Origin of the sequence: Pseudosporangium ferrugineum, assembly GCF_003002065.1 — a bacterium.
In the GTDB taxonomy this organism is placed as follows: Bacteria; Actinomycetota; Actinomycetes; order Mycobacteriales; family Micromonosporaceae; genus Actinoplanes; species Actinoplanes ferrugineus_A.
The window spans coordinates 288,043-301,635 of record NZ_PVZG01000010.1 but is presented as its reverse complement, the minus strand read 5'-3'; the positions used below and the strand labels follow the sequence as shown (position 1 = coordinate 301,635).

Genomic DNA, 13,593 nt, shown 5'->3' with positions numbered 1-13,593 from the left:
CAGGCCGCCCGTACCCGTTCGCCGAGGTTTTGAAGCGTCACCGGCGCCAGTCGAGGCAGACGGTGACGGCGTCGTCGTCGGGTTCGGCTCCCGCATGGTATTCGCGGAGGCCGCGCATCACCGTACCCACTGCCTCGGTGGCGGGCTGCAACCGCGTCCGTCGCAGGGCGCTCAGCAGGGCCGATTCACCGTACGGGGTACGCCCGCCGGGGGACGCCGCGTGCACTCCGTCGCTGACCACGAGGAGCCGGTCCGCGGGTTCGAGCCGGAACCGCTGGGTCTCGTACCGGGTCTCGCCGAACATGCCGAGCGGGAGCTGCTGCTCGAGGGCGACCGTACGGATGTCCCGGTCGCGGGCGATCATCGCGCGCGGCGATCCGGCGTCGACCGCCTCGACCCGCCCGCCGACGAGGTCGATCTCCAGCAGCAGGGTGGCGGCGTGCGCGGCGCCGCCGTACCGGGCGTAGACGGCGTCCGAGGCGAGCTCCGCCTGCTCCACGATGTTGGCGCCGGAGCGGCGGGCGTTGCGCATGGCGTTGACCGCGACCGTGGTGAGCAGCGCCGCCTCCAGCCCGTCGCCGTGGCCGTTGAGCACGGTGACGGTGAGCCGTTCCCCGCTCAGCGTCCAGTCGAAGTGGTCGCCGAAGACCGCGTACGCCGGCTCGAGCTGACCGGCGACGAGGAATCTGTCGTCGCCCAGCGAACGGCCCGGCAGCAGTTCCCACTGCAACTCGGCGGCCATGGTGAGGCGGGCCAGCCGGACGGCCCGGCGGTAGCGGTCGGTGAGCGGGGCGGCGGCCTGCAGGGCGACGGCCAGGTCGTCGGCCACCGCGGTGAGCTCCTCGGTGAGGCGCGTGCCCGCGGGCAGGGTCGTCTCCACCACCAGGACGCCGAGCCGCTCGCCCCAGACGTGCAGCGGCAGGTACGCCCGGTTGGCGTCCGGCGCGATGTCGACGACCGGCCGCTGACTGCCGAAGCAGCGCTGGGCCAGCGCGTTGCCGCCCGGCCCGTCCGGGTCGAGCAGCGGCTGGAGGCCGGTGAGGGTGAGGTCGCCCAGCAGCACCTCGATCCGGCCGGCGGCGTGGTGCCGGCGCAGGTGCTCGGCCACCACCTCGGGCAGCCGGTCCGGCGGCGCCGCCCGCAGCGACGCGCTCACCGGAGTCGGACGGTCGGACAATGGACCCCTCTTTCGCCTCGCCGGGACGGCAATATTTGCTGTAGAGCAAGAATGATAGGAAACGCGTACGGCGGCGTCGCGCCGGGCCGCGCGTGGCGATCGGCCGGGGCGTTGCGGGGTACGGCGTCAGCGCGCTCCGGCGAACGACTTCTCGAAGTGGATCAGGCTTCCCCGGCGCGGGACGGACTGCATCCGTACGTTCTCGCTCAGGGCCTTGATGAGGAACAGTCCGCGGCCCCGGTCGCTGGTCGCGTCGGGCTCGGCCACCTCGCCGGTGTCGAAACCGGCACCGTTGTCGGCCACGTCGATGGCACACCGGTCGGCGGCGACGTCGAGGCGGACCTGGATGCTGTCCGCGCCGGCCGCGTGGTTCACCACGTTGGCGCACGCCTCGGTGAGCGCCAGCTCGAGGTCGTCCCCGTCCTGCCGGTCGACCCCGAAGGTCGCCAGGGCGCACCGCAGCAGCCGCCGCACGGCCGGGACGCTGCCGACCTCGCGCGGCAGATTCAGGTGGACCGAGATACGCATGCCCGCCTCCTCCGCTGCCGGTGCGGCCCCCGCCGGGCCCGGTCCTGATGTTCCCGGCCCGGCCGCCGCCTAATCACGGCCGCCCCGGAGTTCGTCGGCGCGGGTCGCCCCGGGCCTCGGCCGAACTTCCTGTTATCGCAGCCCGTTCGGGCCGTCTCCCTACCCGTGGTCGTCAGATCCGCGGCCGCGAGCGATGATCGATGCCCCACGGAGAGGTTCTGAGGACTGATGGCGTTTCAACCGGACACCGCGACGGTGGTGGCTGCCCGCGCCGGCGACCCGGCCGCCGTCGACCGCCTCGTCGCCGGGTACCTGCCGCTGGTCTACACGATCGTCGGCCGGGCGCTGGACGGGCACGCCGACGTCGACGACGTCGTGCAGGACACCATGCTCCGGGTGCTGCGCAACCTCGGCGACCTGCGCGATCCGGCGGCGTTCCGGTCCTGGCTCGTGGCGATCACCGTGCGCCAGGTGCGGGAGCGCTACCGGGTACGCCGGGCCGCCCCCGACGAGCTGCTCCCGGACGACCTGCGCGACCCCGGCGCCGACTTCACCGACCTGGCGATCACCCGGCTGGAGTTGGCCGGTCAGCGCCGGGAGACCGCGGAGGCCACCCGCTGGCTCGACGAGGACAACCGCGAGCTGCTGGCGCTGTGGTGGCTGGAGGCGTCCGGGGAGCTGACCCGCGACGAGATCGTCGACGCCATCGAGGTGTCCCGGCAGCACGCGGCGGTCCGGATCCAGCGGATGAAGGGCCAGCTCGAGACGGCCCGCGTGGTGGTGCGGGCACTCGCCGCCGCCCCGTCCTGCCCGGAGCTGGGCCTGGTCACCGCGGGCTGGGACGGGCGGCCGGGGCCGCTGTGGCGCAAGCGCATCGCCCGCCACACCCGTGACTGCCGGCAGTGCTCGCCGGCCTGGTCGGGCCTGGTGGCCGCGGAGAAGCTCCTGGTCGGGATGGCCCTGGTGCCGCTGCCGCACACCCTCGCGGGAGCGCTCCCGGGCCTCGGCGCGGCCGGCTCGGGCGCCGCGACCGCCGGGACGCAAGCCGCGGCAGGCTCAGGGGCGCACGCGGCGGGTTCTGGGGCGCACGCGGCGGGTTCTGGGGCGCACGCGGCGGGTTCAGGGGCGCACGCGGCGGCCGGTTCGGGCAAGGCGCTGGCGGCGAAGATCGCGGTCAAGGGCACGGTGGGCGTCGGCCGGCGGGTGCTCACGGCCGTGCTGGCCACCGGCGCGGTGGCCGGCGGCGGCGCGGCGGTGGTCGTCTACGCCGACGACGACAAGCCGGTCGCCAGCGCGGCGGTGGTCACCACGACGGCCCCCGCGCCGCGGCTCTCGCTGCCCGCTCCCGCGTCCGTCACGCCGAGCGTCACCTCGGCCCGGCCGTCGGCGAAGCCGTCGCCCACGAAGAAGAAGCCCAGGGCGGTCGCCCCGGTGCCGCCCACCGCGACGTCCGCGAAGAAGGGCGTCGGCACCTGGCAGTTCGACGGCATCAAGGGCGCGCTCGACGACGTGGGCGCGGGCTGGTACTACAACTGGGCGCCCGACAACGACAGCATGCCGGCGCCCGCGGACGTCGAGTTCGTGCCGATGGTGTGGGGCAGGGCCAACGTCACCGACGCCACCCTGGCCAAGGTCAAGCGGGAGGGCGACGTCCTGCTCGGCTTCAACGAGCCCGACATGGGCGGCCAGGCGAACATGAGCGTCGAGGACGCGCTGGCGGCGTGGCCCCGGCTCCAGGCGACCGGCCTGCGGCTGGGCAGTCCCGCGGTCGCGTACGGCGGGGACACCTCGGGCGGCTGGCTCGACCGGTTCATGAAGGGCGCGAAGCAGAAGAACCTGCGCGTCGACTTCATCACCCTGCACTGGTACGGCTCCGACTTCAGCAGCGCGGCGGTCGGCCAGTTCCTCGGCTACGTCGACGCCGTGCACCGCCGGTACGACCTGCCGGTCTGGGTCACCGAGTACGGCCTGATGAACTTCTCCGGCAGCCCCAAGTATCCGAGCGCCGCCCAGGAGGTGGCGTTCATCAAGGGCAGCACCCGGGGCCTGGAGTCCCGCTCGTACGTCGAGCGCTACGCCTGGTTCGGGCTCCCGGCCGTCGGCGACAGCGTCGACTTCGGGCTGTACCGGGATGCGCGGACGCCGACCGAGGCGGGTAAGGCGTACAAGGCCGCGGGATAGGGTCGGACCATGATTCGGTTCGGCTACAAGGCATCGGCGGAGCAGTTCGCGCCGCGTGAGCTCCTGCGCTACGGCATCGACGCGGAGCAGCACGGCTTCGACTCCGTGTTCGTCAGCGACCACCTCCAGCCGTGGCGGCACGACGGCGGGCACGCCCCGGCCGCCCTGCCGTGGCTCGGCGCCCTGGCCGCCGGCACCGAGCGGGTCCTGCTCGGCACCAGCGTGCTGACCCCGACGTTCCGCTACCACCCGGCGGTCGTGGCCCAGGCCTTCGCGACGCTGGGCTGCCTCGCCCCGGGCCGGGTGATCCTCGGCGTCGGCTCGGGCGAGTCGCTCAACGAGGTGCCGCTGGGCCTGACCTGGCCGGAGGGCAAGGAGCGCTTCGCCCGGCTCAAGGAGGCGGTGGCGCTCATCCGGCAGCTCTGGACCGAGGACCGGGTCACCTTCGAGGGCACGTATTACCGCACCGAACTGGCCACGATCTACGACAAGCCGGAGCAGCCGGTGCCCATCTACATCGGCGCCTCGGGCCCAGCCGCCACCCGCCTGGCCGGGCGGGTCGCCGACGGCTTCATCACGACCAGCGGCAAGGGGCACGACCTCTACACCGGCACGCTGCTGCCCGCCGTCCGCGAGGGCGCCGGCAAGGCGGGCCGCTCGCTGGACGGCATCGACCTGATGATCGAGGTCAAGGTCTCCTTCGACCCCGACCTGGAGAAGGCCCGCAACGACACCCACTACTGGGGCGCGCTGGCGCTGTCGCCCGAGGAGAAGACCGGCGTCGAGGACCCGATCGAGATGCAGCGCCGGGCCGACGCGCTGTCCGTCGACCGTACGGTGACCCGCTGGATCGTCTCGTCGGACCCCGACGAGCATGCCGCCAAGGTCGCCGAGTATCTCGACATGGGCTTCAAGCACCTGGTGTTCCACGCGCCGGGCCCGGATCAGGACCGGTTCCTGCGCGTGTACGGCGACGAGGTGCTGCCCCGCCTCCGCGAGCGCGCCAAGGGTCAGTAGGGCCGGTAGTTCTCGCCCGGCACGGCCCGGTACTGCGACGGGCCGTCCCATCGCTCGTCGCGCCCCTCGCCCCGGATCACCCGCAGGTCCGGACGGCGACGGGTGCGCGGCGGCGGCGCAACGGAGTGCCGTGCGGCGTGCCGCCCGGACTCCGCGGAAGGCGAGGGCGGGGGCGAGGATGAGGGTGAGGGCGACGCCGAGGGTGCGGCCGGCGGGAACGCGGGAGGCAGCGCGGGCCGGGACGGCGGGCGGCGCCAGCGGCGGGCGTACTCGGTCACGACCGTGCGCAGCACCCGCAGCGCCGCCGGGAGCAGCCGCCGCGGCCGGTCGCCGTGGATGCGGGGATAGCCGATCGTCGCGACCTCGACCACGCGCAGGCCGCGGGTCGCCATCCGGATCGTGATCAGGGTCTCGCTCTCCGGCCCGTCGCCCCAGGCCAGGCGGCCGCGCCTGAGCCCGGGCACCTCCGGTCCGGGCAGGCCGAGCACGGGCAGCAGCTCCCGCCAGTACGCGTTGTAGCCGCAGCTCAGGTCGGTGAACCGGGTCCGGAACAGCAGGTTGACGAGCCGGCTCAGCACGGCGTGCCCGAGGCGCTCGGCGGGCAGGGCGTCGCGGTGGTCGCCGCCGTAGCGGAAGCGCGAGCCGTGCGCGGCCTCGGCGCCGGAGAGCAGCGCGTCGACGAAGCGCGGGATCTCCTGCGGGTCCGCGGAGCCGTCGGCGTTCACGGTCACCACGATGTCGCCCGTGGCGGCGGCGAAGCCGCACGCGAGCGCGTTGCCCTTGCCGGACCGGGTCTGGCGCACCACGACGACGTCGGGGCGCACCTCGCGGGCCACCGCGACGGTGTCGTCGTCGGAGCGGCCGTCCACGACGACGACCTCGTCGACGGGCGGCAGGTTCTCCAGCACGAGGGGGAGGTTGTCCTCCTCGTTGAGGGCGGGTATCACAACTGTCACGGTCGGTGACGACGCGGCGTGGGTCGGCACCGGGCGTCGCGACGAGGGAGGCATGGCGGTGGCTCCTCGGCGGCGGGACTTTCGGGGGCGGGGTCCAGGGACCGGAGACAACTTACCAATTGATTACGTTGCGTCAACCGGACCGGACAGTATGGGGAGATCATCCCGACTGTCGCAGTAGGGTTCCAGGGGAATCACCCGAGGGAAGGAACCCCCGTGAAACTGGGTCTGCACATCTCCGATTTCACCTGGCCCGGCGGCGCCGAGCGGCTCGGACCGCAGCTGGCGGAGATCGCCTCGGCGGCCGACGAGGCGGGCTTCGACCGGATCAGCGTCATGGACCATCTCTGGCAGATCGGCTTCCTCGGCCCGCCGGAGCACGAGATGCTGGAGGCGTACACGGCGCTCGGGTTTCTCGCCGGGCACACCCGGCGGGCGAAGCTGCTGACCATGGTGACCGGCGTGACGTACCGGGATCCCGGCCTGCTCGCCAAGGCGGTGACCACCCTGGACGTGCTCTCCGGGGGCCGGGCGATGCTCGGCATCGGCGCGGCCTGGAACGCCGAGGAGTCCGCGGGGCTCGGCCTGTTCTTCCCGCCGACCGCCGAGCGCTTCGAGCGCCTGGAGGAGACCCTGCAGATCTGCCACCGCATGTTCCACGGCGACGAGACGCCGTACGAGGGCCGCCACTACCGGCTGGGGCGCCCGCTGAACTCCCCGGCGCCGCTGTCGCGGCCGCACCCGCCGATCCTCATCGGGGGCGGTGGCGAGAAGAAGACCCTGCGCTTCGTGGCGAAGTACGCGGACTCCTGCAACCTCTTCGACAGTCCCGAGATCGGGCACAAGCTCGACGTGCTGCGGCAGCACTGCGAGGCCGAGGGCCGCGACTACGACGACATCGAGAAGACGGCGCTGGTGCCGCTCGACCCGGGGGAGAAGGGCGAGAACGTGGACGCGATCGTCGCCGCGCTCACCCGCCTGGCCGGCCTCGGGTTCACCGTGGGACACGGCGGGATACCGGGCCTCCCCAGCCTCGACAAGATCGAGATCCTGCGTACCCGGGTGCTGCCCGCGATCGAGGCGCTGTGACCGTCGAGGCCGTGGTCTTCGATCTGGACGGCGTCATCATCGACACCGAGGAGGTCTGGGAGGAGGTCCGCCGCGGCTACGTCGCCGAGCACGGCCGCGAGTTCCTGCCCGACACCCAGACCCGGATGATGGGCATGAGCACCGGCGAGTGGTCGCGGCACCTGAGCGAGGACGTGGGCGTGCCGCGTACGCCCGAGCAGGTCGCCGCCGACGTCCTCGGCCGCATGGCCGGGCGCTACCGGGAGGCCCTGCCGCTGATCCCCGGCTCGGTCGACGCGGTCCGCCGCCTCGCCGACCGTTTCCCGCTGGCCCTGGCGAGCTCGTCGGCGCGGATCCTCATCGACCAGGTGCTGGAGACCGCCGGCCTGACCGGCGCCTTCCGGACCACGCTGTCCACCGAGGAGGTTCCCCGCGGCAAGCCGGCCCCGGACGTCTACCTCGCCGCGACCGGGCGGCTCGGGTTCGACCCACGGGCGTGCGCGGCGGTCGAGGACTCCAGCAACGGCCTCCGTTCGGCCGGCGCCGCGGGCCTCGCGGTGATCGCGGTGCCGCACGGCGTCTACCCGCCCGCGCCCGACGCGCTGGCGCTGGCGAGCCTGGTGATCGAGACCCTCGACGACCTCACCGTGGAGGCCGTCGAGAAGCTGCGCTGATCAGGAGCCGCAGCTGAGGCGGGCGTCCGCCCAGTCGGCGTGGTCGAAGTTCTTGCCGTCGCCGCCGTCGGTCACCCGCAGCGTCAGGATCCGGACGCCGCTGACGTCGGCGGTCAGCGGCGCCGCCGGGTCCGCGCTGCGGCGTACGCCGCTCGAGGCCAGCTCGCGGTCGTCGCCGAGGACGCGGAAGTCGACCGAGCCGGACTGGGCCACCTCGTCGTCGACGCCGACCTGGGCGGAGAAGCGGGTGCAGGCGCCGCCGAGCCAGACCGTGACCTCGCCCGGCGCGTGCATGCCCAGGCCCTTCGGGTACGCGGTGCCGCGGATGGTGATCGGGTTGCCGTCGCCGGCCGCGGACTCGCCGTTGGACCGGTCCCGTTCGACCGGGCCGTACCCGTTGCTCTCGGTCAGGAAGGGCAGGTCGCTCACCGCGGGCGTGCCGCTCGGGTCGGCGGGCGGCACCAGCGCCCGGACCACCTCCTCGACGTGCACCGGCCGCTTGCCCGGGGTGTCCGGGGAGCCGGGGTCGCCGGCGAAGGTGAACTCGGCGGCGACGGGGAGTTCGGTGGCGCCGGTGGGCACGCCGGCGCCGGCGGTGAACGTCCAGGTGCCGCGGAGGGTGTCGCCGCCGCGCATGCCGCTGTCCGCGACCGCCGGTCCGCGTACCGTCCAGCCCTGCGGTGCGCGGGCCGCCAGCTTGACGCCCGTGATCGGGCCGCCGGCGGGAAGCGTGAACGCCGCCTCGACGGTGACGGACCCGCCCGGGTGGACGTCGGTCGTGGACGGGTCGAGGGTGAGGGTGGTGGCCGGCACCCGGCGGACCGGCCGGTCGCAGGTCGCCGCCCCGGTGTACGCGCACAGCACCGTCACGAACCCGCCGTTCGCCGGCTCGGGCACCTCCAGGGTGTCCCCGCGGCGCACGATCCGGCTTTCGCGTACCAGGCCGTGGTCGCCGTCGCGGAGGGTCTCGGCGAGGTAGCGCCCGCCGCCGAGGAAGCCGAGCGGGGCGGCGACGGTGTGCGCGGCGACCGCGGAGATGCCGCCGACGTACCAGCGGTCGTCGTGGCGCCGGGCGACGACGGTCTCGCGGCCGGGCGCGCCGGTGAGCAGCCGGGTCTCGTCCCACACCGTCGGCAGCCGGCTGAGGGTGCGCAGCGCCTCGGGGTGCGCCTCGTACGTCTCCGGCCTGTCCGCCAGGTGGGTCCAGCCCGACTCGTACACCAGGGCCAGCGCCACCTCGTGCGCATCGGTGGTGTCCCGGTCGGTGACCGCCCAGGTGACGGGGGTGTAGTCCATCCCGCCGACCACGTTGCGGGTGTACGGGAACATCGTGTTCGTCGCCGCGCGGGTGCGGAACTGTTCGGCCCCGCGGATGGCCTCCAGGGTCATCACGTGCGGCCAGGTGCGCTGGATGCCGCGCGGGATCGTGGCGCCGTGGAAGTTGATCATCAGGTGCTGCGCCGCGGTGGCCGCGAGGATGTCGTCGTACCAGCGGAAGCGGTCCTGACTGTCGGAGTCCATGAAGTCGACCTTGACGCCGGCCACGCCCCACGAGCGGAACCGCGGCAGCAGGGTGTCCCGTTCCTGGTCGGTGTCGAGGCTGGTCCAGTGCAGCCAGAGCAGCACGTCGACGCCGCGGGCGCGGGCATACCGCACGACCTCCGGCACCCAGGCCGCGTTCCAGCCTTCGTCGATGAGCACGTACGGCCAGCCGTTGCGGGCCGCGAAGTCGATGTACTGCTTCTGGCGCACCGGATCCGAGGGGCTGCTGTGCTCCGACAGCCAGGACCAGGCGACCATGCCGGGGCGTACCCAGGACGTGTCGGTGAGCCTCGACGGCGGGGCCAGGTCGTCGGTCAGCATCGAGGAGGTCACGGTGGCGAGGTCGCCGACGACCGCGACCCGCCACGGCGTCGCCAGCGGGCCGGTCGCGGTGATGCCCGGGTCGGCCAGGACGATCCGGTACGCCCCGGAGCCGGCCGCATGGGTCAGCCGCGCCCCGTCGTACCGCCCGTCCACGTCGGACTCGGTGAGCAGGGCGTAGTTCGCGCCCACCTGGAACAGCGACGGAAAGCCGTAGTCCCCGGCGGCGGCACTCCCGGCGGTCGTCTGCACCCGGACGTTCTCGTAGTTCGGGTTGTACGGCAGCAGCCACGCGGGCGCGTCGGCGGGCAGCGTCCACGACGACGCCTCGCCGGTCACCGTCCCGCCGGCGGGCAGCACGTAGCGGTACGCGGCACCCTCGGCGGAGACGCGGACGATCACGTCGAGCCGCGCCCCGCCGGCACCGGTGAAGGCGAACGTGGACTCGGCCAGGGTCACGTCACGTTCGAGCTGCTTGCCGGTGGTGCGGGTGTAGCGCTCGCGCACCGTACGGCTGCTGCGGCCGGCGAGGGTGAGCCCCGTGCTGAGGTCCGTCCCGGCGGTGGTGATCCCGATCGGCGCCGGCGCCAGCACCGGGGCGCCCTGCCGGTCGACGCCGAAGCTGAGGCGCCCCGCGTCGTCGAGGGCGAGCCGGGCGGAGACGCCGCCGCCCGGCCCGCTCACGGTCCATCCGGCCGCGGCCGATGCCGGGGACGGCACGGCCAACGGGGTCGCGGTGAGCACAAGACCGAACACAAAGGACAACGTCCGCATGGTTTCGGACTCTATTTCACACACGTTACGCGGGGAAGAGGCCAATATTCATGAACGCCTATCGCAGGGGCAGCAGGCGCTGCGGGCGCACCTCCGCGGTGAGGCCGTTCGTGGTGCGCGGCGCGCCCTTCGTGGGCTTGAGCGTCGCCGGGCCGGTGACGGGCAGCACCAGCGTGCTGCGGGCCAGGTCGACCTCGACCGTCGCGCCGGTGTTCGGCGCCTCAGTGAACTCCGGATCGCTCTGGGTCAGCACCAGCCCGAGCGTGTGACCGGCCGCCACGGTGACGTCGTACGCGTTGACCGGCACGGTGATCGCATACCACCGGTCCGGGCGCAGCGGGGTGGCGAAGCGCAGCGAGACGTGGTGGGCGGCGTCCTGCCAGCCCCGGGTCAGCACCGCGTGGTCCGTCGTGGCCATCCGCTCCGCGACGTCGAAGTAGCAGGCGTCGTCCGCCGGCGTCGACGCGCCCCAGCACGACTCCGTGGACAGCGTCCGGACGCCCTCACCGCGGTCGTACTCCACCCTGCTCTCCGTGCCGTAGTCCACCAGCCGCGCGGTGAGCTGGGTCGTCGGCCGGTCGACCCGCACCCGCAGCCGCACCGACGGCGAGCCGGACAGGCGCAGCGGGGAGGTCAGCGGCCCGTATCGCAGGGCGAGCCGGCCGGGGACCTGCGCCCCGGGGTCGGCCACCGCCTCCTCCTCGGAGAGCGAGGCGTCGGTGTACGAGGCGACGCCCGCGCCCAGCCGCACCGCCACCGGCCGGGTGCCCGGCAGCGGCCAGTCCCGGGCGTCCGTGAAGACCCCCGGCGCCGTCTCGACGGTCGCCCGCGGCGCCCGCTCGATGCCGTTGTGCAGGCCCTGGAGCCAGCGGTCGAACCACTGGTGCAGGGTGTCGACCCAGGCCTCGCGGCGGACGTCGAACGGGTCGACGTGGCCGGTCCGGTGCAGCCAGATCTTGCGCGGCACGCCCCGCTCGGCCAGCTCGTCCCACCACTCGGCGAACTGCCGCGTGGTCACGTTCAGGTCGTTGACGCCGTGCACCACGAACACGCTGGCGTGCACCCGGGACGCGGCCGGGCGGTAGTCGCGCGCCCGCCAGAACGCGTTGTAGTCGGCCGTGTCGTCCTCGCTGTCGGTGGCCAGCGACTCGGTGACCGCGGCGCATTCGCCGATCCGGTCGCTCACCACCGACTGGAGGTAGCTCGGGTAGCCGGTGGCGCGCAGGGTGCCGCGGTAGCGCATGTAGTCGTACCAGCTGGAGATCGCCGAGATGGGCACGATCGTCTCCAGGCCCTCGACGCCGGTGGCGGCGACCCCGTTGGCGATGGAACCGTCCCAGGACTTGCCGATCATGCCGTCCTCGTCGGCGTCGTCCGGGGTCTGCACCCAGACGCTCTCCCGAACGGCGTCGGCGTAGTCGTAGACGGGGACGGTCTCGCCGCCGCGCACGTACGGCCGGCCGCCGGGCGCGGCCTGCGCCGGGGCCGGTACGGCGAGAGCGGCCAACAGAACCGCCAACAGGACACGGGGTACGGGAACCGGCATGGGGCTTCCTTCCGCGGAATCGATATCCATGACATTCGATCGCAGAAGCGTCCCGGAGTGAAGCCACGAGCAGGTGTGAACGATCTTCGACAGGGGTACGACGCGTCCGACTGCACAGGAGGTGCGCATGTACCTGTTCGCGGCGGAAGGGCCCGGGGTCAGGCTCGATCTGGACGTGTTCGACTACCTCATCCTCGCGATCTACTTCGCGACCGTCCTGGGCGTCGGGTTCGCGGCCCGGAGAGCGATCAGTACGAGCGCCGACTTCTTCCTCTCCGGGCGGTCGATGCCCGCCTGGGTCACCGGCCTCGCCTTCGTCTCCGCGAACCTGGGCGCCCTCGAGATCATCGGCATGGCCGCCAACGGCGCCCAGTACGGCCTGATGACCCTGCACTACTACTGGATCGGCGCCGTGCCGGCGATGGTCTTCCTCGGCATCGTGATGATGCCCTTCTACTACGGCTCGAAGGTCCGCAGCGTCCCGGAATTCCTGCGGCTGCGCTTCAACCGCCCCACCCACCTGCTGAACGCGACGATCTTCGCGATCGCCCAGGTGCTCATCGCCGGCGTCAACCTGTACGCCCTGGCGCTCATCCTGGACGCGCTGCTCGGCTGGCCGCTCTGGGCGTCGATCGTGGTCGGCGCCGCGATCGTGCTGACGTACATCACCATCGGCGGGCTCTCCTCGGCGATCTACAACGAGGTGCTGCAGTTCTTCGTGATCATCGCGGGGCTGCTCCCGATCACCATCGTGGGCCTGGTCAAGGTCGGCGGCATCGACGGCCTGTTCGACGCCGTGCGGGACAGCAGGCTCGGCGACGCCGCGCTGCACACGTGGCAGGGCACGGCGGGCTCGGACAACCCGCTCGGCGCCAACTGGATCGGCATCGTCTTCGGCCTCGGCTTCGTGCTGTCGTTCGGCTACTGGACCACGAACTTCGCCGAGGTCCAGCGGGCGCTCTCGGCCAAGGACATGAGCGCGGCCCGGCGTACGCCGATCATCGGCGCGTTCCCGAAGCTGATCATCCCGATCATCACGGTGATCCCCGGCCTCATCGCCATCGTGACGGTGAAGGGGCTGGGCGCCAAGACCGGGGACCTGACGTACAACAACTCGATCCCGCTGCTGATGCGCGACCTGCTGCCCAACGGCGTGCTCGGCGTCGCGGTGACCGGGCTGGTCGCCTCGTTCATGGCCGGCATGGCGGCGAACGTCAGCGGCTTCAACACCGTCTTCACGTACGACCTGTGGCAGTCGTACGTGCGCAAGGACCGCCCGGACGACTACTACCTGCGGGTGGGCCGGATCGCGACGATCGCCGGCATCGTCATCAGCATCGGCACGGCCTTCATCGCGGCCGGCTACGACAACATCATGAACTACATCCAGGCGCTGTTCTCCCTGATCAACGCCCCGCTGTTCGCGACGTTCATCGTCGGCATGTTCTGGAAGCGGATGTCCGCCTGGGCCGGCTTCTGGTCCCTGCTGCTGGGCACCCTGTCGTCGCTCACCCTGTACCTGCTCTACCTCGCCGACGTCGCCAAGTTCAACTCCGACCTGGAGGAGAGCTTCTGGGGCGCGGGGCTGGCCTTCGGCACGGCCGTGGTGGTCGCCGTGGTGGTCACCCTGTTCACCCGGCCCAAGCCCGAGAGCGACCTGCGCGGCCTGGTGTACGGCCTGGCCGGCGGCGCCACCTCCGGCGAGGCGGTGCTGGCCGCCGACCGGGTCTGGTGGCGCAACCCGGCCCTGCTGGGTGCCATCGCGGTCGTCCTGGCCTTCCTGCTCTACATCCCGGTCTGGTGACCGGC

10 protein-coding genes are annotated in these 13,593 nt (G+C 72.8%); 5 read left to right on the top strand and 5 right to left on the bottom strand.

The features are described 5' to 3' along the window. Positions 1-37: 37 nt before the first annotated feature. Both CLV70_RS22390 and CLV70_RS22385 read right to left on the bottom strand, forming a co-directional pair. Positions 38-1,177, bottom strand: coding sequence for a PP2C family protein-serine/threonine phosphatase (locus CLV70_RS22390; protein WP_170148646.1), 1,140 nt, complete (start codon positions 1,175-1,177; stop codon positions 38-40). Between the two features lie 126 nt (positions 1,178-1,303). Beyond that, complete coding sequence (locus tag CLV70_RS22385; protein ID WP_106128516.1) at positions 1,304-1,705, bottom strand: ATP-binding protein; 402 nt, start codon at positions 1,703-1,705, stop codon at positions 1,304-1,306. Between the two features lie 228 nt (positions 1,706-1,933). Between CLV70_RS22385 and CLV70_RS22380 the strand changes: the two genes are divergently transcribed. Both CLV70_RS22380 and fgd read left to right on the top strand, forming a co-directional pair. Next, positions 1,934-3,886 carry a sigma-70 family RNA polymerase sigma factor gene (locus CLV70_RS22380; protein ID WP_106128515.1) on the top strand — a complete coding sequence of 651 codons (1,953 nt, stop codon included), beginning with the start codon at positions 1,934-1,936 and terminating at the stop codon, positions 3,884-3,886. Between the two features lie 9 nt (positions 3,887-3,895). Then, positions 3,896-4,903 carry a glucose-6-phosphate dehydrogenase (coenzyme-F420) gene (fgd, locus tag CLV70_RS22375; protein ID WP_106128514.1) on the top strand — a complete coding sequence of 336 codons (1,008 nt, stop codon included), beginning with the start codon at positions 3,896-3,898 and terminating at the stop codon, positions 4,901-4,903. On the opposite strand, the gene CLV70_RS22370 is transcribed toward fgd, so the two are convergent. After that, positions 4,897-5,859 (bottom strand): glycosyltransferase family 2 protein, encoded by a 963-nt coding sequence (locus tag CLV70_RS22370; RefSeq protein WP_245908391.1) that lies wholly within the window; start codon positions 5,857-5,859, stop codon positions 4,897-4,899. The two genes, fgd and CLV70_RS22370, sit on opposite strands and share 7 nt — an antisense overlap. A 216-nt stretch (positions 5,860-6,075) precedes the next feature. Between CLV70_RS22370 and CLV70_RS22365 the strand changes: the two genes are divergently transcribed. Together CLV70_RS22365 and CLV70_RS22360 are read left to right on the top strand one after the other, a co-directional pair. Further along, positions 6,076-6,948 (top strand): LLM class F420-dependent oxidoreductase, encoded by an 873-nt coding sequence (locus CLV70_RS22365; protein WP_106128512.1) that lies wholly within the window; start codon positions 6,076-6,078, stop codon positions 6,946-6,948. Continuing rightward, on the top strand, positions 6,945-7,601 hold the full coding sequence (locus tag CLV70_RS22360) for an HAD family hydrolase (RefSeq protein ID WP_106128511.1): 657 nt from the start codon (positions 6,945-6,947) through the stop codon (positions 7,599-7,601). Before CLV70_RS22365 ends, CLV70_RS22360 begins: the two co-directional genes overlap by 4 nt. Here CLV70_RS22360 and CLV70_RS22355 read toward each other — a convergent pair whose 3' ends face one another. Together CLV70_RS22355 and CLV70_RS22350 are read right to left on the bottom strand one after the other, a co-directional pair. Further along, a complete protein-coding gene (locus tag CLV70_RS22355; RefSeq protein ID WP_106128510.1) occupies positions 7,602-10,238 on the bottom strand; it encodes an NPCBM/NEW2 domain-containing protein in 2,637 nt (878 codons plus the stop codon). It abuts the gene before it with no gap. A 58-nt stretch (positions 10,239-10,296) separates the two neighbouring features. Next, positions 10,297-11,757, bottom strand: coding sequence for a CocE/NonD family hydrolase (locus CLV70_RS22350; RefSeq protein ID WP_245908390.1), 1,461 nt, complete (start codon positions 11,755-11,757; stop codon positions 10,297-10,299). A gap of 154 nt (positions 11,758-11,911) precedes the next feature. Here CLV70_RS22350 and CLV70_RS22345 point away from each other — a divergent pair, with 154 nt between their 5' ends. Next, the gene (locus tag CLV70_RS22345; protein WP_106128508.1) at positions 11,912-13,588 is read left to right on the top strand and encodes a sodium:solute symporter family protein; all 1,677 of its coding nucleotides are present in this window, start codon (positions 11,912-11,914) and stop codon (positions 13,586-13,588) included. Positions 13,589-13,593 lie beyond the last annotated feature (5 nt).